The sequence below is a fragment of the Verrucomicrobium spinosum DSM 4136 = JCM 18804 genome (assembly GCF_000172155.1).
GTDB lineage: Bacteria > Verrucomicrobiota > Verrucomicrobiia > Verrucomicrobiales > Verrucomicrobiaceae > Verrucomicrobium > Verrucomicrobium spinosum.
In genome coordinates, this window is the sequence record NZ_ABIZ01000001.1 from 56,819 (window position 1) to 81,741 (window position 24,923).

Genomic DNA, 24,923 nt, shown 5'->3' on the forward strand with positions numbered 1-24,923 from the left:
AACCCGTTCATGCGGGAGATGACGTGGGCGTTTCACCTGGCAGCCGGGTGAACCAGGCGATCCCGGCGACGAGCAGGAGCAGCGGCGCGAGAGAAAAGAGGAGTGGGACATAGGAGCCAACCGCAGCGTGACTCCGGGCAAAGACGAGCGGCCCGATGGCGGAGGCGAAGACGGTGAGCATCTGCGCGGCCCCCTGAATGCGACCGAGATGGGCCCGTCCGAAAGCACGACCCCAGATGGCAAAGAAGATGACGGTGATGAAACCGGCCGCCACGCCAAAGATGGCGGCGAAGGCCCAGAGCTGGTTCAGCGTGGTCATGAGGGGCAGGGCGCTCAGACCGCCTGCATAGAGAAGCAGCGCCACCGCCAGCAGCCGGGCCAACCTTCTCCGCAGAGAGAGCCATCCGCAGAGCATCTGCCCCAGCAGGGCAAACAGGGTCGTGATGGCGAGCGTGTCGTGGAAGGTTTTTTGATCGAACCCACGCTCCGCCAGGATCGACTCATTGAAGAGTCCGAATCCGGATGATACCAGCCCGAACAACGCGGTGGCCCCGGCAAAGACCCAAAAGGTCTGGCTGCGCAACGCCTGTCCCAGGGTGAGTCCATCGGCAGGGGTGGCTGTGTCCATCCTGCCAGCACTGGTGGCGGGTTCGCGGAGCAGGAACACCACCGCGCCCGCTGTCACCAGAAGTCCCGGGACCAGTTGACCCCAGGCCGCCCGCCAGCCGCGGGACTCCACCACGCCACCCACCCAGACAAACGCGGCGATGAAGAAGATGCTCAGCAGCACCGAGAACACGGCCATGGCCCATTCCGCTTTGAGCCCAAAGCTCTTGCCCACCGTGCTGATGCTCGCGACGGACAACGCGCTTTGGCCAAGGGCGCGGGTCAGCAGGACGAGGATGAACAAGACCGTCACACCACCGGCCAGCACGCTCATCTGCCACACCACCCCCGCCAGGAGCAGCAGGATGGCTGCCGTGGTCCAGCGCAGACCGCACCGGTCAATGAGCCAGCCCGCCGGAAGGCAGAAGGCGGAGCCCAGCAGCGTCGCCCACAGGTTGATGTTCGCGTACGTGATCCGGTCCAGCCCCAGATCTTTGAGGAGCGGCTCGGTGATCAACCCCAGACCCTGGGTCCGGCCTGGCAGCGTGGCGAGCATCAGCAAGGAGGCTAGCACCACATTGCCCCAGGCCGCGAAGACCCCGATGCGGACAGGGGTTGAGGACGAAGCCACTGCGGTAGAGGAGTCAACGGTGCGAGTCGAGGAAGGGGCGTCGGGCATGGTCAAGGGCGGTGAAAGGAACGTGACTCAGCGAAAGTACGTGCTTCGCTTGGTCCATTCTACATCGCGTCCCTACGGTCAGGTCTTGAAATCCGACCCTACTTCCCCGCCAGCTTCCGCGCATAGGTTAGCGTGTCGATCTCATCCACCCCCTTGTCGCGGCGGATGGCCTTGATGCGGGGGAAGCGCAGGGCCAGGCCGCTGTCGTGGCGCTGGCTGGCCTGGATGGAGTCGAAGGCGATCTCCAGCACGATGTTGGGGGTGACGGTGCGCACGCTGCCGCGCTGGCTGAGGGTGTGCTCGGTGAAGTGTTCGGTTAGTTCCTCGATCTCCCCATCCGAGAGGCCGGAGTAGGCCTTGCCGATCACCTTGAGGGCGCCGCTGTGCTCGTCCCGCACGGCAAAGGTGTAGTCGCTCAGCACATGGCTGCGCTTGCCGTGGCCCTGCTCCGCCTTGACCACCACCACATCCAGGGTGGAGAAGGCCTTCTTCAGCTTCAGCCAGGACTTGCCCCGCCGGCCGGGGGAGTACGAACTGTGGCGGTCTTTGGCAATCAGTCCCTCATTGCCGTTGCGTCGGGCGGCATGAAATGCTGCCTCCACCTCCGTCTCAGAGGCGGCCTCCGCCACGGCGATGCGCTTCAGGAGGGGCGGCAGGGCGAGTTTCTCCAGCTTCTCCCTTCGCTCCTCCAGCGGTTCATGCAGAAGCCCGGCCCCGTTCTGCCAGATGAGGTCAAACACCACGTACCGCACGGTGATGCTTGAGGAAATGAACAGGTCTCCCTGGTCGCGGCGGCCCAGACGTTTCTGGAGGTCGAAGAAGGACAGCTTGCGATCCTCGGCGTAAGCGACGATCTCGCCGTCGAGCATCACTTCATCTTTGAGCTCGCCCGCGGCGGTGGTGATCTCTGGAAACTGTTCAGTGATCCGTTTGAGGTCGCGGGAGTAGATCTCCACGCGTCCTGCGGAGCGGTGCAGCTGGGCTCGGATGCCGTCGAACTTGTCCTCCAGCCACACCGTGGGGTGGGCGGGGGCGGGTCTCTGCTCGTCCGCCTCGTCACGGGTGGTGAGCCGGTTCCAGATGTCACTGGCCGTCTCCTCGGGGCTCGCCAGCATGACTTTCACGGGGATGAACAGTTCTGGCTGGGCGGAGTCCAGCTCATGGCGGGCGGCCAGATCTGCCGCCCGTCCCAGGTCTCCGCAGAGCATCGCCGCCTCCCGCACCTGGTCGGGTTGCTCCTCAAAGGCGGTGGCAATGGCTTCCTCCACCAGGCCTTCCCGTGTACCCACCCGGAGTTCGCCCGTCAGCAGGCGGACCACGTAGCTGCCCTCCAGAGGGGGCAGCTTGGCGAGGCCGTCTTTCAGCGCCGTGGTCTTTTCCACCGGGCCGTGAGCACTGCGCAGCCGGTCAAACAGGCTGGCGATCTCCGCGGCAGGAGCGTGGGACGATGGAAACAACCTGCCCGCTGCCAGGGCCCGGTCCAGCACCAGACGGGCTGTGCGGCCGGTGTCTGCCTGGGAGCGGGAGATCACCCGGTACTCCGCCTCTCTCAGGCCGCTCAGTTCGAGGAGGGCACGCCGGATGACCGACCATCCTGTTTGCAAGGGAGGAAGTTGGAGCACGGGGTCCTCCAGCTGGGCGGAGAACCAGCGCACCGCCCGCGGAAGGTTTCCGCCCGTCTGCTGTTTCAGGTACCCGGCCAGATGAGCACGTTTTTTCAGGCGGGAGCCGTCTGCCGCGACCCGCTCACAGGTCTGCACCCACGCGGCAAAGGAGTCAGGGGGTGCTGTGATCTCCTCCCCGGCGTCCTCGAGCGTTGCTGGCGAAGACTCAGCGTCTGTGCTGGCCGCAGTGCCAGGCAGTGTGAGCTCCAACTGGTCCTCGCTCACCAGAGACCACGCCTCCCAGCCGCGTTCGCGCAGATCGCGGGCGAATTCACTGGTATAGCCGTGGACGGTGTACACTTGACGGGGTTGCACCTCTTCCACCGTTTTGAGCAGTTCCGGGTAGTCGGCGTGGTCGCTCAGGGGGAAGACTTCATCCACCTGGTAGCGGTATTTTGCGCCCGGTGTGAGCGCCCAGCCGCTCAGCATGGCCGTGCGGCACACCCGCAGCTTGCGGATGGCCTGGGACCGCGCCGCGCTGGGCGGCATGATCAGCACATGCCCCGTCGCGGTTGCGGGATCGAACTTTTCATAAGGCGGGAAGTCCGGGAAAAACGGGGCGCAGGCAGCGGTCATCTTCACAATCGAAGGGTGAAGCATCACCGGCAGGCCCGCTCCATGGAAGGCAGAGAGCACTTCCTGTGCTTTGCCCAGGGAGTAGCCCAGCAGCACCGGGATGCCCTGATCCTCCAAGGTCTCCCGTGCCCATTGGATGATGTCTGACAGCACCTGCTCCTGCGGCGGGAAGACATACATAGGCAGGCCAAAGGTGGTCTCCATGATCAATGTGTGCGCTGGCCGGAGTTCGGCAGGCTCGGCCGTCCGGCCGTGCCGGAGCTTGTAGTCCCCAGTGTAAAGCAGCGTGGCACCGTCTTCCTGACGGGTGACGTGCAGCATGGCTGAGCCCAGGATGTGGCCAGCGGGCAGCAGGCGGAGTTCATGGCCTCTTTCAAACACCGCCTCTCCGTAGGCCGGGGCCAGGCTGGCTCCCGCCGTGATCGCTCCATAGCGCTTGTCGATGATCGCATGGGTCACCGGCGAGCAGAGCGTGAACTCGTGGCGGGCGAAGTGATCACTGTGCGCGTGCGAAACAAAGGCCCTACCGACCGGCCGGGGGGGATCCAGCCAGAGGTCCAGGTCCGGCAGGTAGATGCCACCGGTGTGTTGCAGGGCAATGGGGCGTGGGGAGGAGGGCGACACGGAGTTCGTTCGACAACTGGCTACACTCTCATCGCGCAATCTTGGTGTCTCGGCCAGACATAATGTTCAAAAAGACAGTGGAGGCACCCCACGCCGTGGAAACCGACCACGTCTTGAAAGGACGGGGCCTTAGATTCGCTAGCCAAGGTGACGTTTGAATTTTGAAGTTCTTTTCCCTCGCACGTCGTTGACATATCCCATGGCGCTACCTATCGTCCCGCGCATATGAGTTTGCCCAGCCTCATCTCCCACTCCCGCATCATCCTTGCGGCAGGTCTCGGTTTGCTTCTTGCTTCGTGCAGCACCAAGTCGGTGGGCAATGGGGCCACCATAACCAAGGTAAACCCCTACCATTTGAAGGACGTCAACGCCCGTGTGGTGGCGGCGGACCCCTCGATCAACTTTGAGAAGGACTCCATCCTTCACGGTGCCATCTCCCAAGAGGAGCGCATTGCCCGCCAGGGGGACTACTTCACCATCTTCTGGACGGTGGAAGACCGCAGCCAGCCTGTGGTGGTGCGTCTTGAGTACCGCCAGAAAGCCACCGGCCTGACCATCAAGAAGGTGGAGCAGGATGTGGCTGAGATTGGCCGTAACAACGTCACCAAGTTTTCCTTCATCGGTGATGATTATGTGAGCAACGGACCCGTGACCGCGTGGCGTGCCAGCATCGTTCGTGGTTCACAAGTGCTCACGAGTTACAATTCATATCTCTGGGAGTAAGGCTCCCCCTGATGGCGCGTGCTGGAATGAGCACGCGCTTTTTTGCGTTTATCACCCGACTGCGTGACAGACGCGTAACATAGATTAGATTCGAAAACACTTTTTGCACTTCTAAACCCCCTCGTGCCCGTGTCCGCCATGCGATGTCACTACTCTTCCCGCTTGAAACGGGTGGAGCATGCCGTCATTGCCCGCGGTCGCTCGTAGTTGGAGGTTAGCATTTTTATCTTCCAGACTCCTCTCCGTCGTCATGACATCGCCCGCCCCCATTCTTGTTGGAAACATTGGCAACCTCTTTTGGATGCGCGTGGATGGCAAGGGCTCATTCCAGAACAGCGTGCAGGTGAAGCGTTGCTTCCAGACCATGATTGAAAAAGGCACCCGCCATTTTGTCGTGGACCTGGAGCGATGCCCCATCATGGACAGCACCTTTCTGGGGACCCTTACCGGTGCCGCACTCAATCTCCGTGAAATTGGAGATGGTGAAGTATGCATCCTCAACGCAAACGCCCGCAACCGCCAGCTGCTGAGCAGCCTCGGACTTGATCACATTCTCGACGTGGACAACGACGGCTCCCGCCACAAAAATGAGCGGAAGCAAGTGTGTGATGAACTGGGCAAGTGCGGTGAAAACGTCTCCCCTGACAAGGTGGAACAGGCCGAGCACGTGCTTGAGGCTCATGAGGCCCTTACCAAGGCCAATGAGGCCAATGCCAGCCGGTTCAAGGATGTGATCGAGTTCCTTGAAAAAGAGGTCCGGTCTCGTGCCGTCGCTGTGGCCTGATCCCCTTCATTACCCGAGGGAACATTTTCTAAAGTTGCTTTCCCAGGCGGCGTTCCTGCGCTAGCCTGTCTCCCAGCATGAGTTCCGGTTGGATCGCCGCTGTCATCTTCTTCTTGGCTGGAGCGGCAGGGAGCTACGCCCTCTTCCGCTCCTGGCAGCGGGAGCGACGGCTGCGGATGCAGTTTCTCCAAGGCGACCGGGAACGAGCTTCCCGCCGCCGCCGGGTGTTCGAGGTCCTGCACATCTTGGGAGACTCCATTCTGCAGGGGCAGCCCGACACCACGCTGCATCGTCAGATTGCCGAAGGGGCCGTGAAGGTGGTCGAGTCAGAAGGGGCCGCCCTTTACTTGCTGGATGACAAAGGGCTTTCGCTGGTGCCGCGGCACTACACGAAGGAGTGCCCTGCTCTGATTGCCCTCCCAGAGCGCATCGTGACCCAGGCGAAGACGAACGCCGGCACCCTTCCCAGCTACCTCCGTCTGCACAGCGTGGCACCAGGAGAGGGCGTTTTGGGCAATGTGGTGCTGTCGCAAAAGGCGGAGAATGTCCCCGATTTACGGCACCACGAGAAGTTCGATGGCGAGACCAATCCCTTCCAGCAGCATGTGGCGGCTCTCATGGCCCCCCTGCGTCATGGTGGACGTCCACTGGGCGTCCTTGCGGTGGCTTCGGATCGCACCCAGCCTTTCTCCCAGCATCAGCTGGAGATGTTCATCGCCCTGGCGGAGCAGGTGGGATTCACCCTTGGCAACGCCCAGGCCCACCATGAGGCGGGGGCGAAACGGCAGCTCGAAGCTGAGCTCAGCAATGCGCGGGAGATTCAGAGCATTCTGCTCCCAGAGAAGGCACCGGAGATGCCGGGCTTTTCCATTGCTGCACGGAACGTGCCGGCGCGCATGGTGAGTGGCGACTACTTTGACTATGTGCCGGTGAGCCAGACCCATCTGGGCGTGGCCATTGCTGATGTCTGTGGCAAGGGGATCCCGGCGTCGCTGATCACGGCCATGTGCCGCAGCGTGCTGCGCTCCAATGCCCGCGAGACCTTCAGCCCTACAGCGGTGCTTTCTGCGGTGAACCGGAACCTGTTTCCGGACATCCGCGAGGACATGTTCATCACGGTGGGCTACCTGGTCCTGCAAAAGGACGGCGCGAGCGTCTCCTTTGCCCGGGCTGGTCATACCAACCCGCTCGTCTGGCGCAAGGCCACCGGTCAGGTGGACGAGATCAAGGCACCGGGACTCGCCGTTGGCGTGGACAAAGGGGAGGTCTTTGACCGCATCACCCGTGACGTCTCCATCGCCATGGAGAGTGGAGACATCCTCCTCCTCTACACAGACGGGGTGGATGAGGCCACCGATCACAAAGGCCTGCTGTTTGGGGTGGAGCGCATCAAGGAAACGCTGGCGGAAGCCGCTCCCGATGGCCCCCAGGCCGTGGTCAATCTGCTCTGTGACACCGTGAACCGCTTCAAAGGCGGCGAGCCTCAGGCGGATGACATCACCATCGTGACGGTGGCGAGGAAGTAGCCGGGCCCCACAGGCGCATGGGTGTCACGGTACGTGTCAGGCGTGCCCAAATTGCTCCTTTGAGGTTCGCGAGTTCAACGGACCAGGGAGCGGCGGTCTATGCTTCCACAAATCCACCACCCACCCACCCGCTCGCGCCCTACTTTCCTGAACCCACGCAATAGAGCGTCTGGTTGGAACGCAGGAACAGACACCCGTCACTCACGGCCGGGGTCGCGTTGAAGTCCGTGTCGTCTCCGGCGATGACATTGGTGGCCAGCAGTTCAAACTGAGGTTTGGCAGCGAGCACAAAGGTGCCCTGCCTCCGGCTCACGGCAAAGATCTTGTCGCCCACCAGGATCGGAGAGGCATAGAACGGCTTGCCGCGACCCCGGCCAGCGCTGCCGCCACCCACCCGCTCGCGATAGACTTCAGCGCCTGTTTTAGCATCGGCACACCAGGCAAACCCCTGGTCATTCACCACATAGAGGTGCCCATGGTACAACACGGGAGTGGGCACATAGCTGGAACTGTTGTCCCGCCACAGGATGCCTGATTCAGCCACTGCTCCCTTGCTGCCCGCCTGCACCGCCACCCGTCCGGTCCCGGGGAACCCGCCGAAGACATAGACCGTCTCGTCCTGCATGAGGGGGTCTGGCGAGATGTTGCCCGTCAGTCCGGTCTCGGCATACCACCGGAGCTTGCCGGAAGCCGGGTTCATGCCCCACAGCTCGCCCGGCGCGGCGAAGAGCAGATCCTCTTTGCCATCTTTGCGCTTCAAGACTTGAGGCGAGCTGAACGCGAGATCCAGCAGGGAAGACTCCTGACGCCAGGCTTGTTTGCCGGTCGTTTTGTCGAACGCCACCAGGGCCTGCCCTTCATCGGAGGCATTGACGATCAGCAGATTCTGCCAGAGCAGAGGCGACCCACCCGCCCCCCAGCGGCGCTGATTGGATTCCTTGCCCGTATCGGCACGCCAGAGTTCCCTGCCAGTGAAGTCCAGCGCCACCACTCCCCCTTTGCCAAAGTGCACGTAGAGAGCTTTGCCATCGGTCACCGGCGTGCTGCTGGTGTAGCCATGCTCACGGATCATGCCCTGCCACGGATCGTCCGGGTGTGGGGCCGGGTAGTCCTTCTGCCACAGCTTTTTGCCAGTGTTACGGTCCACGGCGAGGACGTGGCGTACCAAACTGGACACATCCCCGCTTTCCTCCTGACCGGAGAAACAGGTCACAAAGACGGTGTCTCCCCAGATTACAGGACTCGATGCACCCGGGCCGGGGAGGTCGAGTTTCCACCGTAGGTTCTCGCTGGCGCTCCAGGTGGAGGGCACTTTGGGATCCTGGCTCACGGCATCCCTGTTGGGGCCGCGGAACTGGGGCCAGTTGGCAGAGGCTTGCGAAGCAGTGACCCCTGTGATGGCCGAGATCGAGATCCAGCAGGCGAAGAGACGGGCAACGTTCGGTTTCATGGCAGGAGAGGGGGACTGGTCGCAGCGGACCAAGTCAGGTTGGGGGATGGAACCCGGCCAGTCGCACATGGTTGCAGCCGCCACAGCGTACACTTGCGTCGCTTGGAGAAAACTGCTGTAAAGTAGGCGTACCTCTCACCGTCATGCGCTCCAGATCCCTCTCCTCCCGCAAGTCCGTCGCGTTTCTGCTGGCAGGTTTCACCTCATGCCTGGCCCTGCCGGGGATACTGGATGCGGCAGAGCTCCGCGTGGGGGCGGCCCAGATCAAGATCACGCCCCCTGATGGCATCCCCATGGCGGGATACTACAATGAACGCGGTTCAGAGGGGGTGCTGGATGACCTCTTTGCCCGGGCACTGGTGTTTGAGAAAGACGGCACGAAGGCCGCGATGGTCACTTTGGATTTGATCACCACTTCTGCCCCCATGGTGGAAGCCACTCGCAAGGCGGTACAGGAGCAAACGGGGATTCCGACGGAGCATGTGCTGATCACAGCATCCCACACCCATACCGCTCCCATCATCACCGGCAGGGGGCCGCGTGACAACGTCTTCGGTGGGGGCAAAGACATCACCCGCCAGTACAATGCCACTCTGCCTGGGCTCATTGCGGAATGCGTGGAGCAAGCCCAGGTGCGCCTCGCTCCCGCTGCCATTTCCCTGGGCCGGGCGACGGAGAAGAACCTCGCCTTCAACCGCCGCTTCTTCCTCAAGGACGGCTCGGTGGCCTGGAATCCGCGCAAACTGGACCCGAACATCGTGGAGCCCGCCGGGCCGGTGGATCCAGAAGTGTTGGTGCTGGCGGTGAACGACCCCAAGGGCAAGCCGCTCGCCACGCTGGTGAATTTCGCCCTGCATCCTGACACCGTGGGCGGGAGCCGGATCTCGGCGGACTATCCTGGCGTGATGGCCGGACTGGTGGGTGCCTGGCGCGGCGGAGAGAGCGTGACCCTCTTTGCCAACGGAGCCTGTGGGAACATCAACCATCGGGATGTGAACTGGGAGGCTCCTCAGAAAGGTCCGGGCGAGGCCACACGCATCGGCACCATTCTGGCGGCCAGTGTGTTCAAGGCCGCGCGTGAGCTCAAGCCCGCCAGTGGCGATCAGCTTCGGGTCGCCCGTGAAGTGGTGAAACTTCCTTTGCCAGCGATCACACCGGAGCAGGTGCAGAAAGCCACGGCCATCATGCAGGAGGTGATTTCTGGCGAAAAGAAACCAGCATTCCTTGATCAGGTGGATGCCTTCAAGGTGGTGGATGTGGAGGGGCGCAAGGGGGCGCCCTGGGAGGTGGAGGTGCAGGTCATCACCCTTGGGAATGAGGTGGCCGTCGTCAGCCTGCCGGGGGAGATTTTTGTGGAGCTGGGGCTGGATATCAAAAAGCTGTCTCCTTTCAAGCACACGTTCATCGCGGAGCTGGCCAATGGTTCCATTGGCTACATCCCCACCAAGCGCGCTTATGGCCAGGGGGCGTATGAAGTTGTCAGCGCCCGTTGTGCTGCGGGCTCAGGGGAAATTTTGGTGGAGGCGGCAGCAAGACTCTTGCAGAAGCTCAAGGCCGCAAAGTAAGATTCAGTGGTGATGGCTGGGGCAGCAGGGTGACCCGCCGCTCTGGCCGGTTTGATATCATGCGTCCAGTCATTTTTACCGCGGGCTTGGGGGACGTTATTCGGTCCTGCTATTTGACCCGCAGCCTCCAGCATCTGGAGGAGGCTGCCAGTCCCGTGCCGGTGGTGGTGGCATCACACAATCCGTTTTCGATGGAGCTCTTCCGCTACCACCGGAACGCCGCGCAGTTTGTTCTCTATGATCTGGGGCACAAGTACCAGGAGTTGCTGGGCATGGGGCTCTCTGCCCGCGAGATCAATGAGGATCTCTGCCGATTCGCCGGGGTGGATCATGCCAGCCTCGTGCGGGGGCCTGCTGATCCCGGCTACCAGCCCACGTTTGATGCACCGGACAATGTGGCCTCCACCGGCCACATTGTCTTCCAGCCTTTTGCAGGAAACAATCGCTACCGCGGGCTTCCCGTCGCGCTGGTGGAGCGCATCGTCCAGGTGTTGCGAGAGCAGCCCTGCCCCGTCTTCCTGGTCACCCGCAGTTATCTTCGTGGGACCGCCAGACCCGGAGTCCTGCACGGGACCGAGGACGGCCACCAGTGGGCCGGAGACAACATCACGGTGCTCGACAGCCTCTCCACACCGGCGACGCTCAATCTGGTGAAATCCAGCCGTGCCCTGGTCGGCAGCTTCTCCAGTCTGGTGCAGGCAGCCTGGTTTGAGGACAAACCCGTGGCCACCTTCTACCCGGCAGACTGCAGGGATGCATGCGGAGACCCACCCTCTCCGTATGCCTTTGGGATGGATCGCGCTGATTGCCAGGGACGCAGCTTTTCCGAGGCAGATGTGGATGAACTGCGTACGTTTCTGGCACGCTGGCACTGATCTGTTCTCCTGAGCCGGCTTCCTTCCCTTCCCCCATGCTTGAAAGGTCCGCCCTCCAGCCAGACCTCGCCCGGGCCACCCGGGCTACGACCGCCTTTGCTGGCGCGTTGATCGTCTGTGCGCTCAGTGGAGCGCCCGTGGCCGCTCAATACGCGGCCACCGCTGCGCTGGGGCTGAGCATGCCCCAGTTGCGCGGGGCTTACCCCCAGCGGGTGCTGGTGATGGCGGTGATGATCAGTGTCATCTCGGGGGCCGCCTTTCTGGGCGGGCTGGCCGCTCACCATCTTCCGGCAGCGGTGGCGGGCATCGGGCTGCTGGCCTTGCTGAGCGGGGTCTGGCGTCATGTGAGCGCGGACTACGGGCCTCCTCTGGGGGTTGATTCGGCGTTGCTCTTTCTCCTGGCATTGGAAGGGCCTTCCCACGGGGCGAGCGCGGGACAGGTGGCTTTGTGGACGGCGTTGGGCGGCATGGGGGCGGCAGTGCTTCAACTTGGGCTGTGGGCATTCCGTCCGCAGCATCCGCTGCGCCATGCCGTGGCCGATGCCTGGGTGGCGGCGTCAGACCTTTATCTGGCGTTGATCCAGACCGGCCGGGGCGAGGGGAACGGCTGGACGATGAAACAACGTGCGCTGCGGGACACGCTGGACCGGGCCACGGCAGCCCTGAACTCCGCCCGCAGTCGCAACAGCCCGGTGTTGATCGGCCACCTGGAGCAGATGGTGCACGAGGCGGCCCACCTTGCCATGCAGGCCGCCGCGTGGCACACCCTGTCTGAAAGCCGGATCGCTGCGACGGGCCCGGCGGCCGAGCCCGCCCGGCGCAGGGCCGCGAGAGAGGCGGTGCTCAACGAGCTGGCAAATCTCGGCCGGTCGGTGGCCATCACCTTGATCACGCATCAGGAACGGAACCTCGCCGCCACCCGGGCCCGCATCCAGACCTGCCGGCATCTTATGGAAGTCATGGCACTTGAGGATGAGGAAGGGCGGGCTCCGGTTGCAATCAGCCCCCACCGCCGGCTTTTTGAGGTCATGGGCCGTCAGCTCAACTCTCTGGTGACCTCCCTGGCACCCACGGTCGGGCATTCTGACATCCCCGCCACCATTCCCCAGCACCTCCCGGATCTGAGCCGCGCTTCCATGCCGGCCATTGCATCCTGGCTGAACTCCGTGCCCTTTCCAGATCCGGCCCTTGTCCGTTATGCGTTGCGCATGGCCCTGCTCACCACACTGGCGGTGGCTGCCTACCTGCACTGGGCGGTGCCCCGTGGGTACTGGATGGCCTTTGCCATCATCGTCGTGCTGCAACCCGACTATGGGGCGACCCGTCAGCGCGCATTTCAACGCGTGACCGGCACTGTGGCCGGGGCCTTGCTCGGCAGCGCCACGCTGTTCATGCCGCTGCCCCACTGGCTGCTGGCGGGGCTGACCATCTCCGCCGCCTTCACCTTCGCTTATTTCCTGAAGCGCTGCTACGGCCTCGCCGTGTTCTTTGTCACCATCATGATCGTGCTCCTGACGGAGCTGCATGTGCCGGTGCATCTGGACTTTACGATAGGCCGGTTGCTCTCGAACCTGGCCGGGGCCGTCCTGGCTCTGGTGGCGGCGGCCTGGTTCTGGCCGGTTTCCGAGCGGTCCCGGTTCCCCGGCCTCATGGCCGCCGCGATCCGGGCGAACGGGGTGTACTTTGATGAAGTGGCCCGTGAATTTAGTGCCCGCGGGACTTTTCACCAGCGCATCGTCCGCGCCAAGCAGGTGGCGGAACGTGAGGCAAGTCGTGCGGCGGCCAGTTTGCAGCGTCTGCTGGCGGAGCCCGGCGGTGATCCCGCTGACGCCCCTGCCACAGGGGTGGTGACCGCCAACGACCGTGTCACCCGCGCCATCAGTGCCCTCGCCATCCAGATGGAGGCGGGGCTCGCGCCTGATGCATCGGATCCCGCCGCGGTGGTGGCCGAGACCAAAGGGCTGCTGGAAAACGTGGCCGTGGCCGTGGAAAGCGGCAGCGGGCTGGCAGAGAGCAGCGTACCCGGAATACGTCAAGAGTGTTGGCATCCGCTGCTGGCCGTGCTTACGGAAGTGCGGGCGCTGGAGCTGGTGGCAAGGGGGTAGGGTGCGTTGGTGCGTTGGTGCGTTGGTGCGTTGGTGCGTTGGTGCGTTGGTGCGTTGGTGCGTTGGTGCGTTGGTGCGTTGGTGCGTTGGTGCGTTGGTGCGTTGGTGCGTTGGTGCGTTGGTGCGTTGGTGCGTTGGTGCGTTGGTGCGTTGGTGCGTTGGTGCGTTGGTGCGTTGGTGCGTTGGTGCGTTGGTGCGTTGGTGCGTTGGTGCGTTGGTGCGTTGGTGCGTTGGTGCGTTGGTGCGTTGGTGCGTTTTTTGGGGTCGAGTTAGCTCATGAACCCGGAGGGTTCGGGGTGAGGAGGGCGCAGTGTGGTGAATACGGTAGTTTTTCACGGAGCATTGGCTCATGAACCCATGCGAGTTCCGGAGGCCGACAAGTCTGACTTGGTTCCAAGAACATCCTGCTCCTGGATGCGGAGCATCCTTGGAGTTGCGTGCGCGACCGCCGCTTTGGCGCGCCTTGTGAGTTCCTCGTACCGGAGCATGGAAGCAGCGGGATGGCGCATCCAAAACCGCGACCGCCGCGGACGACCATTTTGTCTCCAGGCAGCCCCTGTCTCTGGCGCGTTTCCGTCGTCGGCTGGCGAAAGCGGTGTCAAGCCACCGACACTCCAAGACGTTGGCGCGAGTTTGGAAGGGCCGGGGTGTGCACGCCATGCTGGGTAGTTGAGGGGAACTGCGCTGCGCTGCTGCTCAAGTCTTCAGACAAGAGCCCATCTCCAGAGCCGCGAAAGCGGCGCTTCACGCACGCACTCCACAGTCCCGCATGCGGGACCACGTGTTGGTTGTTTTCAGGAGGTGTTTCGCGGAAATTGCCTGTGATACCGGAGGAAATATTTGCAAAAACAACCTCCTTCCCCAACTACTTCTCCCTCCCCAGCAACAACCGCAAGCTGTTCAGGCACACCACCACGGTGCTGCCCTCATGCGCCAGCACCCCCAGCGTCAGCGGCAGCCAGCCAAGAATGGAGGCCAGCGAAGCCAGGGCGATCGCGCCCAAGGAAATAACCAAGTTCTGCTTGATGACGCGCCGGGCCTTGAGGCTCAGCTCCCGGGCCGTCAGGAGTTTTTCAATGCGGTCCTGCATGAGCACCACGTCGCTCTGCTCCAGTGCGGCATCGGAGCCGCGTGCACCCATGGCCACGCTGACGTACGCTGCCGCCAGACTGGGGGCGTCGTTCACGCCGTCGCCCACCATGGCCACCTTCTCACCGGCATCGGTCATGGCCTTGATGGCGGCGACTTTGTCCTCCGGCTTCAGGCCGGCGCGCACTTCATCCAGGCCGATGTCTTTGGCCACCTGCTCGGCGGCAGCACGCCGGTCGCCCGTGAGCATGATGGTGCGCACCCCCTCGGCATGCAGGCGTTCCAGCACGCCTTTGCTGCCCTGCCGGATGGTGTCCTGCAGAAGGATCCGGCCCACGCCCTGAGGGCTGAGCACCCATACTTCGGAGTAACCCAGCGGGGTGTCTGGGATCTTGTCCAGCCATTGGGCAAAATCGCCCTGCTCCATGAGCTCGCGCCGACCCACATAGCAGATCTCTCCGTTGACCCGGCCACGCAGGCCCGCTCCGGTGAGCCGCTGGAATTCTGTGACTGGATAAGGCTCCAAGCCCAGGCTCTTGCCATGCGTGGTGATGGCGCGGGAAATGGGATGGTTTGACTGGCCGTCCAGGGTGAAGGCAAGGCGGGCCACCTCCGTCTCACGACCAGGTGGGAAGCTCTCCACGTTGGTCACGCGGAGTTCGCCCTCTGTGAGCGTTCCCGTCTTGTCCATGGCCACCACATTCACCTCAGCCAGTTTCTCGATGGCGGCGCCTCCGCGGAAGAGGATGCCATGGCGGGCACCCCAGGCGATCGCGGCCAGGATGGCAGAGGGAATGCTCAACGCCAGGGCGCAGGGGGACATCACCACCAGCAGGGTCATGGCCCGGTAGAAGGCGGACTTCTCTTCGCCAATATTCTGGAAAGGAGGTTTACCCATTCCCAGCCACCAGATGAAGAACATCGTCGCGGTAATGCCCATCACCAGCCAGGTGTAGCGGGTGCCGAATTTGTCCGTAAAACGCTCGCTGGGTGCGCGCAGATGCTGGGCGTGCTGGATGAGGGCGATGATTTTTTGGAGGGAACTCTGCTCCGCACGCCGCTCCACCTTCACCTTTACCACACCCCAGAGGTTCAGAGTCCCGCTGTACACTTGAGCGCCCTTCTGCTTGCCGACCGGCACGGATTCACCGGTAAGGTTGGATTCGTCTGCAGCGGTTTCGCCTTCCTGAACGGAGCCATCCACGGCGAAGAGTTCATCGGGCCGCACTTGGAGCACCTCGCCAGGTTGAAGGGAGGCCACTGGGCGATCTTCCGTCTTGCCATCGGGCAGAACCACGCGCGCCATCTTGGGGGCAGCTTTGGTCAGCGCGTTGATCTCCCGGTGCGTGCGATGCAGCGCGTAGTGCTCCAGTGCGCCAGAAAGGGAGAACAGGAAGAGCAGCAGTGCCCCCTCATGCCAGGCACCAATCGCCATGGCCCCCACGGCCACGGCCAGCATGAGGAAATGGATGTCGAGCTGCCCCTTGAGGACTTTGCCGGAGGCATCCTTGGCGGCGTCCCAGCCACCGGCCAGGATCGACACGAAATAACAAGCGATCCAGAAAGCCCTGGGTACGCCGGTATGCTCCAGAGTCCAACCCGCGACCAGTGCCACACCGCAGATGCCGGCCTGCCACGCCAGGGCCTGCCACTCCTCGCGGCTGTGGTCTTCCAGCTCATCGGGCTCCGGCCAGGAGAACTCGCGCCACTTCCAGAATCTTGGTGCGGTGGGGCAGCTGGGCTTTTCAATAAGCACCGCATCATCCGGCAGATGGCGCACCTGGAGGGAGAAGGAGCGACCGGGCGGCAGGGTGCCGTTGGGTTCGCCATGGGCAGACCACTGGGCATCCAGCTCCCGGAGCACTTCGTTCAGCCGGTCCGTCAGGGCCGCCGTATCCACGGTGCCCAGGGTGGCCAGGCTCACCTTGCGCTGTTCTGGATGAAGCAGGATGGCCTCCACTCCATGCTCGTTGGCGAGAAACTCTGCCAGACCGTCCATCCAGGTGACGGGCGGGAGCGTGGAGGGGGAGGCGTCGGACATGGACGGGTGAAAATGCACGGGCTTCAGAGGATTGGCAACCTCAAGGCCCCGGCAGAGCTGCTTACGCGTCTGCCGCTTGATCTGCGGCACTCGTGAATCAGCGAATCGCCTCGATCTTGAGGCTCTTCCCTTTCTCACGGGATTGACTGCCCAGTTCGAAGCGCAGCAGTCTGCATGAAACCTGACGTGGATCCTGCTCGGAAATCTTGAATGATGACTTGGCTCGCAAAGTGATCCGTTGATCGGTATTCCGCAGAGGTGGGAAGATGCTGAGAGTTTGAACGCCGCAGCGCAACTTCACCTCACCCAATGAAGCTCCTTCTGCAAAGATCTCAACGATCTGCTGCTGGACGTTTGACCAAGCAGGGAATTGAAGCGTGAGGTGAAGGGACGGCTGTTTCAGCGTCGCGGGAATAAAAAGGGACGCGGTGTCGTGGAGCCAGCCGTCTTCTGCAATGCCCTCGGGCAACCATGGGTGAAGCCTGTCCCGCTGGACGTTCTGTGAAAAGTCGAGGCCGGATCCGCGTTGGGCCAGAAGGAGCCTGTGGGCGACGCGGTAGAATCTGCGCAGCCTCCACGCAAAGCGGAAGCAGCGGTATCCTGCAAGCTGGCGTGCGAGCTTCTGTTGTTTCACAAAACCGCCTGGGACGGGGGGAAAAGGGGACAGGGCCAGCGCTGCCTGAGCCCGGGGGTTTTGGACGGTTGGATCGGTGTCAAACTTGCTATGATTGCCCTGGAACTCCTGCCGGTGGCCGGCTGTCTCCCGGTAGAAGTACTGGCAGCCACATAGCACAGAGAGGGGGAAGCTGCTTGCGAATGAATTGCTGCACGCGTAGCGGAACTGGCGGCAGAGATCATAAAACCGCAGGAGAAACAGACTGTCGTACAGATGTCCGCAGGACACGACTTGCAGGCCGCGCGATTCATAGATCGTGTGCTTGTGCTGCTGATAGTCCGCCCAGTACAGGTTTACCACCACTGGATGGTATTCTTGCGGCAGGGCACTCAACCAGTCTGCAAATTCGTCGTGGTCAAAGTCCCTCCGGATGGTTTTGGTCGATTTGTGAGGGAAGACAATGGTTCCCCGCCTGGGTCCGGTGCCACGGCCATGTTTGCGATGGTAGAGGCGTATGGCGTACAGAAGGGGAAAACCGATGGGGTAAGCTGCTGGCATACCGGCAGCTTCATAGGTCTTGGCGCGTTCCGGGGTGGTGGACAGGAACACAGGGAGGCCATCCACGATGTCCCTCTGGTGAATCGTATCCACTTCATAGGGCACAAAGTGCTCCACAGCGAAGGGCAGGGGCGAGCCCTTCGGCAGGCCCGCGTATTCCCTGATGATGTCACCGATGCCGTAGAACGAGTTCCCGACGTTGTACTCCAGCGGGGTCGTTTCGGGTGGTTTGCAAATGAGTTCCGGCCGGTCCTGCAAGTACAGAAACTCGAAGCTGTTCTGAGAAGGGGTCATTTGAAGACGGGAGACTAGCTGGCTTGGAGCTCCGGCCTGTCTTCGTAGTGTTGGTTCCATGCGGCGGCATGCTCCCGGCCCATCAGAGTTCCATCGATGTCGCAACCTGAGCAGGGCTGGTGCGAACGGTCTCCAGCGAGCAGAGCCTTGCGGACCTTGTCCATGTGATGGCTGGACCAGATATCCAGCAGACCTCTTGCTCCTACTGTTCCGCAGGCGGAGACTTTGCCCCAGTCATTGCAGCAGAGGAGAACTGTGCCGTCATACTCCACGAAGAGGCTGTAATGTGGGTAGTAGCAGGCGTGGCTTTTCGGGGCGGTCAGCTTTTCCCTGCCCAGATAGCTGAGATCCACAGTGCCCGCGCGGTTGGAGAGTGTCAGGCCGTGATGTTCCTCTGGAGACTTGTAGCGGATCCGGAGCAGCATCTGGTCCGGCCGCAACTGCGCTTCCGCCCTGAGGGAGTCAAACTTCAGGAGCTGACTTTCATTGTCATACAGGCTCAGGACAAGGACATGCAGGCCTGCGTCAAAAAGGTCACGGGCCAATCCTGCTGTTAGCCGGTCCCCGTTGGAAACCATTTCAATGCGGGCATGGGGCAGCACTCGATGGATGGTACCGACGATTTCACGTATCCTTGGATGCAGCAGGGGTTCGCCGAAGCCCGAGAGGCTTACGGTGCCCTTCCAGCCGGCTTGCGCAAGTTCATCGAGCATGCCGTGGAGAAGCGCATCGCTCATATGCTCGTTCACATTGGGAAAGAACGATGCGTCTGAGCGGGGGCAGAACCGGCACTTTCTATTGCAAAGACCTGTCAGGCTCAGTTCCAGTTTGGCAAACAATGGCACCCTGGTCCGCGCGTCGTGCTGCAACTGGCTCGCGAAGATGGTCTCCTTTCGCTGAATGTTGGGATCAATGCCGCGCGCATCAGTGCTAAGCACCCCTTTTACTTGGGAGGGATTTACAGAGGTGGGGTTCACGGAGCTGGCTTTGAGAGGGGCAGGGTCATGGTGGCGAACTCCCGGTGCCAGACATCGGCGTAACCGCATTCCGCGTAATCCTGGAACCAGGGGCCGCCGCTGGTGAAATGCAGGCATGACAGCTCGCTCTCCGGCAGGGGAGGGTCGTAGTCCACGAGGTGGTTCCACCGGTGGGGAATCTCCCCTATCAGGTGCTCTCCCTCCAGCCAGTGGAATCGATGAAGATCCAGGCCTGACGCCTGGTTGACGTACTCAGGGGTCAGGGCCGTGCAGCGTGCGCAGTTCATGAGCATCACGCTGCTCCAGTTCTTCTTGGGATAGGTTGATTGGGGCTGTCCGAGGAACTTGGTTGTTTCCCGAGGCCGATGGTCATGCTTCACGACCTGCACCGCAAACGATTCGTCCCGCAGCGCCCAGAGTCGGGCAATGTCATCCAGCACCAGGGTATCGCAGTCAACAAAGACGGCCCAGCCCTGGTAGTCACACAGCCAGGGAACGAGGAAACGCGAAAAAGAGAATTCGGTGGACTGTCTGGCGTCCTGGGGGCGGGTGAACACGCCCTGCAGGTGCTGCAACGAAACCGGGGCGATGGAAACTGGCCTGGATGACCGGGAGGAAATCGTATGGGCGGAGACGTGCCATGCAACCGTCTCGCGTGAATCATAGCCAACGAACACTCGGATCACAATGACAGGCAGGTGGGCGGTATGGGCTCTTGGAGGAAGCCGCAACACGCAGCGGAGTGGTCGCCGCTGGCGTGCAGATGGCTTTTGCAGTATGAAGATGGATAGTCTAAAGGCAAACGTGTCATGAGGGAAATATTCGCAAAGCTGGCGGAGGCTGAGGTTCACCTGGAGCCTTTTCCGCATGTCATCATCGAAGACGTGCTCGACGCGCAAACTTGCGCAGCCCTGCTGCGCGAGATGCCCCCCATGGAGGTGCTGACACGTGGCGAGGCACCCCGGAGCAATCATCGGTTTTCGCTTTCTGCTGCTACAGCGCTGGAAGACCCTCGTGTCTCTGCTGTGTGGAAGGAATTGATGCGTGAAGGAATTTCCCAAGAATTTCTTCAAGCGGTCATTCAGAAGTTTTCCAGCCACATCCGCCGTGAACATCCTCATTTCGAGACATCGTTTGGGCCCTTGGAGAATCTGGAAGTCATCCACCGCCGGCACAAGGACCGCCCTATTCATGCTGTGGGTTTGGATGTGCAGATCGCCGTGAACACTCCAGCCCTTTCTCCCGGGACCACGGTGCGGGGCGGTCACATCGACAAGCCAGACAAGATCTTCACGGGCTTGCTCTACCTCCGGCATCAGGAGGATGAGTCCACCGGGGCGGACTTGGAGTTCCATGAGATTCTGCCTGGAGAAGTCGTTTTTGGCCGCAGTTACTCGCTGCCTGGCAGCCGGGTTCGCACGGTCCGGACCGTTCCGTATCGGAACAACACGCTGGTTTTGTTTCTCAATACCCCTCGTTCCGTCCATGGAGTGACGGCTCGCAGCATAGCGGCCTGGCCCCGCTATCACATCAACATCGTGGGGGAGATGAGGGAACCAGTCTTCACGGTGAAGCTGGATTCTACGGTTGAACCCCCGCCTTCATCGGCCTCCGCTCCGCCTCCCAGGTTGAAGATGGAGCCCTTGTTCGCCCGGTGCGTCGGCGTGGGGCCGCTTGAGCCGCACCCCTTTCCCATGGTGGTGCTGGAGAAAGCGCTTCCAGAGAGCCTGTATCGTGAACTCGAATTGGCGCTACCCAAATGTTTGAAGGAATCCGCGATGATGCGGATCTTTGAACCGGGCCTGAATGCCAACCACTACCCAATGGGGAAGACAGCGACGCTCCAGCATTCTCTGCCGGACAACACCAAAGCTGCCCGCACAGCCCGCGACCTTCTAGCGGACCCCGAATTGCCGCAAGTCTGGCGGGACTTTATCGAAGCCAATCTCAGCCAGGAAGCGCTGTCCGCCTGCCTACAGAGATTTGGAGCGGCAATACTCCAGGAGTATCCAGACTTCGAGCGACGCTTCGGGCCGTTGAGCAGCCTCCGGGCCCGGCGCAGGGGCATTGATCCTGCTGGACCCGGCGACGTGGAACTGGATGTCCTCGTCGGAGCGCAGACCGCAGTGGCGGGTGAGGCTTGCGCTCAGCGGGGGGCGCACCTCAAAAAGAACAACAAGGTGATTGAATGCTACCTCTATTTCCGGCCAGATGAAGACGATGGGCAGGACGGTGCGCATGAGTTCTTTGCCATCAAAGAGCCGGGTTCGCTGACGTTTGGTGCGGGCTGGCAGGTGGACCGAGACAAAGTGAAGGTGGCCCGCTCGGTCCCATCCCGCGGAAACACGATGGTGGCCTGGGTAAATACTGCGCGGTCCATCCAGCAGGTGGCTCCCAGAAACCCCACGCCTTTTGCCCTGCCTTTTGTTGAATTGCTGGTTCAACTGCCGGAGCCGCTTTTCGAGGTGGACCGTCTTCCCGCCCTTGTTGATGGAGGGGTGCCCGAGGAGGCTATGGGAACGCAGCAGCCCCCGGACAAGGACACCCAATTCAAATCCGGCTGGCATTCGCCAGAGCGCGATGGTGGTGGGCTCTTCCAGTGGATGGGGCCGGGCACACCTTCCGTCATTGAGGTGCCCTGGCCTCATTCGCCGGGGCCGGGGTTGCTTCAGCTCGACATCCGCCATGCCCTGACGCCGGAGGCTGCCTCCTCCTTGGACGTCCAGGTCAACGGGGAAAGGGTCCCGATGAAGCTTCGCCCGCAGGAGAACGGGCTTCGCGCCGAGGGGAAAATCATTTCGAGCGTGCTGCAAAATCAAAAGCTTGAAAACAGGGCCGTCATTGAACTCAGGCTGCCGGAGTTGGGCCGCCCCTCCGACGTCAACCCAAGCAGTGCCGATTCCAGGCTTGTCGGCCTGGCCATTGGGAAAGTCTCGCTGACGCCGGACGCGTCTGCGATCAAACAGGGCAAGGACATGGCCATGCGGGAGTTCTTGTTTGAAATTCCGCTCTTGGGGCTTGGGGAAAACGCTTTCGAGGGGGAGGGACTGTCATGGTTCCGCTGGGCGAGTGCGAGCCAGGATTGGTGGATTGACGTCCACCGCCATGCGGACGGTGGGGCCCGTTTGCTCTGTCGGCTCACGGCTTTTGGTTCTGACAAAGACACGTTGCCTCTGCAAGTGGTTGCCAATGGTCACACGCTGGCACTGAGTTACAAAGGAGAAGGGGGAGTGACCACGCTGGAGGGGCATATTCCCACGCAGCTTCTCGCAAAACGGCCAGGGAGTCTTCAATTGAAGTTTCACACGCGAGGGAAGTCTCCCCGGAGCGCCGCAGCAGGTGCCTGTTCGCGTGGGTTTTGGCAAAGCCTGAAACGCGGGTTCAGGCGGTGAGTTACGTCGGCCCGGACAAGGATGGGGGGCCTCCGGGCTCCGGGGAGTCTCCGTCGGGCGGAGCCGCAGTGCTCGAACGGCGTTCCGCCGTTTCCTTCGACTTTTCCCCGGAATCGGTTACGCTGCGTGTCCGGCATCTTTCTTGCCAGCGTCTATTTGCCCATCCCTGCCATGTCTGCCACGCCCACCCCTCTGCCTTCGCTCCTCGGCCTCCAAACGGCCGAGCTGGGCGCGATTTTGACAGAGCTGGGGGAAAAGCCCTACCGGGTGAAACAGGTGCAGGAATGGGTGTTCCAGAAGCGGGTGGAGTCGTTCGATGCCATGTCGAACCTTTCGAAACCGTTGCAGGAGGCGCTGGCCACCCGACTCACGCTCCGTAGCATGACCTACGCCCGGGTGGAAGGCTCGGAGGACACCACGCGGAAGTTCCTTTTCAAGCTATACGACGGTCGCTTCATCGAGACGGTGCTCATCCCCGCCTCGCCCTCGCTCTATGGCGAGCGGTCTGACCGGCGCACGCTGTGCGTCTCCTCCCAGGTGGGCTGTGCTTATGACTGCAAGTTCTGCGCGAGCGGTCTGGCCGGTTTTACCCGGAACCTGACCGCCGGGGAGATCGTGGAGCAGATCCTGCAAGTCGAGAAGCTGGCTGGGGCACGGGTGGACAACCTGGTTTTCATGGGCATGGGCGAGCCTCTGGCCAACCTCACCAACGTGATGCGCGCCATCGAGGTGCTGAACGCCCAGTGGGGCGTGAACATCGGGGCCCGACACATGACCGTGAGCACCAGCGGACTGGCCCCGCAGATCCACAAGCTGGCGGATTTCCCGCTACAGGTGCGCCTGGCCATCTCCCTGCATGGGGCGAGCAACGAGGTGCGCAACCAAATCATGCCCGTGAATCGCAAGTACCCGCTGGAGGAGCTCTTCCCCGCGCTGGAGTACTGGAACTCGAAGAAGAAGCAACGGCTCACCTTTGAGTTCATCCTCATCGACGGGGTGAACGATTCTCTTGAACAAGCGCGCCTGCTGGGTGAGCACGCCTCACGTCTGGACGCGAAGGTCAACCTCATCCCCTACAACACCGTCGAGGGCCTGCAATGGAAGCGGCCGAGCGAACGTCGCCAGGACACCTTCCGCGATATCGTGGCCTCTCATGATGTGATGACCACGCTGCGCCGCGAAAAGGGGCATGACATCGCCGCCGCCTGCGGGCAGCTCCGCCTGAAACAGGAGACGGAGGAGGGCATCATCACCAGCCCTGTGCCGGAGAAGCGGAAGACGATTTCGTCGGGGGCTTAGACCGGTGCGACACCAGGGCATTTGCTCTGTGGTGCATCAAATCGGGTCCCACCCGGTTGAAGAAGGCCATGTGAGATGACGTAGTGCCCATGTGGCGGCGTGCCACACGGTCCTGTCGATCCTCAGCTTCCGCAACCTATGAAACAACCACGGTTCCTCCTGGCCCTGCTACCGCTTGCCCTCCTCGCCGCACCTCTGCGTGCCCAGTCGCCTGCCGCTGACGCCGACGGCTTCGCGCCCCTGTTCAACGGCAAGGACCTGAGTGGATGGGTGCCGTGCAATGTGGCGGAGGACACCTTCCGCTGGGAGAACGGCATGGTCATCACCACCGGCCAGCCCACGGGCTTCATGCGGACGGGCAAGGTGTACGAGAACTTCATCATCGAGCTGGAGTGGCGTCACCTCAAGGAGGCGGGAAACAGCGGGCTCTTCATCTGGGGTGAGGGGCTGCCCGCCCCTGGGGTGCCTTACGCCCGCGGCATCGAGGTGCAGATCCTCGACCTCGGCTATGAGAAAAACAAAGGAGCCAACGAGTGGTTCACCTCCCACGGAGACATCTTTCCCATCTGGGGCGCGACCATGACGCCCACCGGCCGCGTGGCCAAGACCGGCAAACGCAGCTTCCCAACCGAGAACCGCGTCAAACCCTCGCCCGAGTGGAATCACTACCGCGTGGAGTGCAAGGACGGTGAAATCAAGCTTTCCGTGAATGGCAAGGAAGTGACTGTGGGCAAGGACTGCTACCCGCGCAAAGGGTACATCTGCCTGGAGAGCGAAGGCAGCGAGGCCCACTTCCGCAATGTGCGCATCAAGGAGCTGCCCTCCTCCGGAGCCAAGCCGGAGCAGTCCGCCCGGCTCTACGAGGGCTTCAAGCAGCTCTTCGACGGCAAAGGTCTGGGAGGTTGGAAGGCTGAGGATGAGGTGAAGGCGGTGTGGTCTGCCAACGGGGCCACCTTCAAGGCCAAGGCAGGAGAAGCTTCCGTGGGCAAGACCCTCTGGACCGAGCGGGAGTTTGGCAACTTCACCCTGTGTGTGGACAGCAAGACACCCAAGTCTGGCACACCGTTGCCGCTGGGTGGGGTGCTGCTGCGTGGCCTGACGTCGGAGTCCCCGGAACTGAAAGCAGTGCTCCAACCGCTGTCCCAGGTGGAACTCAAGCCAGGGGCGTGGAATCGTTATTTCATCACGCTCCTAGGGGACCGGTTGACCGTGGAACTCAACGAAAAGACGGTGCTGGACAACATCGTGGTGCCAGGTCTGGCCGCCAAGGGTTCCCTTGGTCTTCAGGCGGGGGCAGAAGGCAGCGAGTACGGCAATGTGTTCCTGAAGGAGTTGTAGGAGCCAGATTCCGCAGCATTCCCTCCCTCTCTTCTTCATTTACCCACCGGATGCGCCGCTCCGGTGGGTTTTTTGCTTTTCAAGTGTGTAGAGAAGGAGTTGATTGCTGACCGTTCGTTGACGGAAGGCGATTTCGTGTCCT

Annotated in this window: 16 protein-coding genes; 9 read left to right on the forward strand and 7 right to left on the reverse strand. The window is 62.1% G+C overall.

Going from position 1 to position 24,923, the window contains the following annotated elements; all coding sequences use genetic code 11:
• Positions 1–7: 7 nt before the first annotated feature.
• Together VSP_RS00255 and VSP_RS00260 are read right to left on the reverse strand one after the other, a co-directional pair.
• Positions 8–1,285: an MFS transporter gene (locus VSP_RS00255; RefSeq protein WP_009957941.1), complete on the reverse strand. Its 1,278-nt coding sequence runs from the start codon at positions 1,283–1,285 to the stop codon at positions 8–10.
• Positions 1,286–1,383: 98 nt separating this feature from the next.
• Positions 1,384–4,149 (reverse strand): ATP-dependent DNA ligase, encoded by a 2,766-nt coding sequence (locus VSP_RS00260; RefSeq protein ID WP_009957942.1) that lies wholly within the window; start codon positions 4,147–4,149, stop codon positions 1,384–1,386.
• A gap of 225 nt (positions 4,150–4,374) precedes the next feature.
• Between VSP_RS00260 and VSP_RS00265 the strand changes: the two genes are divergently transcribed.
• From VSP_RS00265 to VSP_RS00275, 3 genes are all read left to right on the forward strand, one after another.
• Positions 4,375–4,872, forward strand: a complete 498-nt coding sequence (locus tag VSP_RS00265; RefSeq protein WP_009957943.1) for a hypothetical protein — start codon at positions 4,375–4,377, stop codon at positions 4,870–4,872.
• A gap of 250 nt (positions 4,873–5,122) precedes the next feature.
• Entirely contained in the window at positions 5,123–5,656 is a 534-nt protein-coding gene (locus VSP_RS00270; RefSeq protein ID WP_009957944.1) for an STAS domain-containing protein, read from the forward strand.
• A 77-nt stretch (positions 5,657–5,733) separates the two neighbouring features.
• On the forward strand, positions 5,734–7,182 hold the full coding sequence (locus VSP_RS00275; RefSeq protein WP_009957945.1) for a GAF domain-containing SpoIIE family protein phosphatase: 1,449 nt from the start codon (positions 5,734–5,736) through the stop codon (positions 7,180–7,182).
• Positions 7,183–7,321: 139 nt separating this feature from the next.
• Here VSP_RS00275 and VSP_RS00280 read toward each other — a convergent pair whose 3' ends face one another.
• Complete coding sequence (locus VSP_RS00280) at positions 7,322–8,632, reverse strand: PQQ-binding-like beta-propeller repeat protein (protein ID WP_044133761.1); 1,311 nt, start codon at positions 8,630–8,632, stop codon at positions 7,322–7,324.
• 143 nt (positions 8,633–8,775) lie between these two features.
• Between VSP_RS00280 and VSP_RS33155 the strand changes: the two genes are divergently transcribed.
• The 3 genes from VSP_RS33155 to VSP_RS00295 are packed head-to-tail and all read left to right on the forward strand — an operon-like array spanning position 8,776 to position 13,177.
• Positions 8,776–10,197 (forward strand): neutral/alkaline non-lysosomal ceramidase N-terminal domain-containing protein, encoded by a 1,422-nt coding sequence (locus VSP_RS33155; RefSeq protein WP_009957947.1) that lies wholly within the window; start codon positions 8,776–8,778, stop codon positions 10,195–10,197.
• A 59-nt stretch (positions 10,198–10,256) separates the two neighbouring features.
• Entirely contained in the window at positions 10,257–11,072 is an 816-nt protein-coding gene (locus VSP_RS00290; protein WP_009957949.1) for a hypothetical protein, read from the forward strand.
• A gap of 35 nt (positions 11,073–11,107) precedes the next feature.
• Entirely contained in the window at positions 11,108–13,177 is a 2,070-nt protein-coding gene (locus VSP_RS00295; protein WP_009957950.1) for an FUSC family protein, read from the forward strand.
• An 865-nt stretch (positions 13,178–14,042) separates the two neighbouring features.
• On the opposite strand, the gene VSP_RS00300 is transcribed toward VSP_RS00295, so the two are convergent.
• From VSP_RS00300 to VSP_RS00315, 4 genes are all read right to left on the reverse strand, one after another.
• Positions 14,043–16,307 carry a heavy metal translocating P-type ATPase gene (locus tag VSP_RS00300; protein WP_044133372.1) on the reverse strand — a complete coding sequence of 755 codons (2,265 nt, stop codon included), beginning with the start codon at positions 16,305–16,307 and terminating at the stop codon, positions 14,043–14,045.
• Positions 16,308–16,404: 97 nt separating this feature from the next.
• The gene (locus tag VSP_RS00305) at positions 16,405–17,775 is read right to left on the reverse strand and encodes a hypothetical protein (RefSeq protein ID WP_009957952.1); all 1,371 of its coding nucleotides are present in this window, start codon (positions 17,773–17,775) and stop codon (positions 16,405–16,407) included.
• 14 nt (positions 17,776–17,789) lie between these two features.
• Positions 17,790–18,752 carry a radical SAM/SPASM domain-containing protein gene (locus tag VSP_RS00310; protein WP_009957953.1) on the reverse strand — a complete coding sequence of 321 codons (963 nt, stop codon included), beginning with the start codon at positions 18,750–18,752 and terminating at the stop codon, positions 17,790–17,792.
• The gene (locus VSP_RS00315) at positions 18,749–19,438 is read right to left on the reverse strand and encodes a glycosyltransferase family protein (protein ID WP_029190059.1); all 690 of its coding nucleotides are present in this window, start codon (positions 19,436–19,438) and stop codon (positions 18,749–18,751) included. The genes VSP_RS00310 and VSP_RS00315 overlap by 4 nt, the downstream gene beginning before the upstream one ends.
• A gap of 123 nt (positions 19,439–19,561) precedes the next feature.
• Here VSP_RS00315 and VSP_RS00320 point away from each other — a divergent pair, with 123 nt between their 5' ends.
• From VSP_RS00320 to VSP_RS00330, 3 genes are all read left to right on the forward strand, one after another.
• The gene (locus tag VSP_RS00320) at positions 19,562–22,144 is read left to right on the forward strand and encodes a 2OG-Fe(II) oxygenase family protein (protein ID WP_009957956.1); all 2,583 of its coding nucleotides are present in this window, start codon (positions 19,562–19,564) and stop codon (positions 22,142–22,144) included.
• Positions 22,145–22,315: 171 nt separating this feature from the next.
• Positions 22,316–23,443: a dual-specificity RNA methyltransferase RlmN gene (gene rlmN / locus VSP_RS00325; protein WP_044133767.1), complete on the forward strand. Its 1,128-nt coding sequence runs from the start codon at positions 22,316–22,318 to the stop codon at positions 23,441–23,443.
• 138 nt (positions 23,444–23,581) lie between these two features.
• Positions 23,582–24,781: a 3-keto-disaccharide hydrolase gene (locus VSP_RS00330; protein WP_009957959.1), complete on the forward strand. Its 1,200-nt coding sequence runs from the start codon at positions 23,582–23,584 to the stop codon at positions 24,779–24,781.
• The last annotated feature ends 142 nt before the right edge of the window (positions 24,782–24,923 follow it).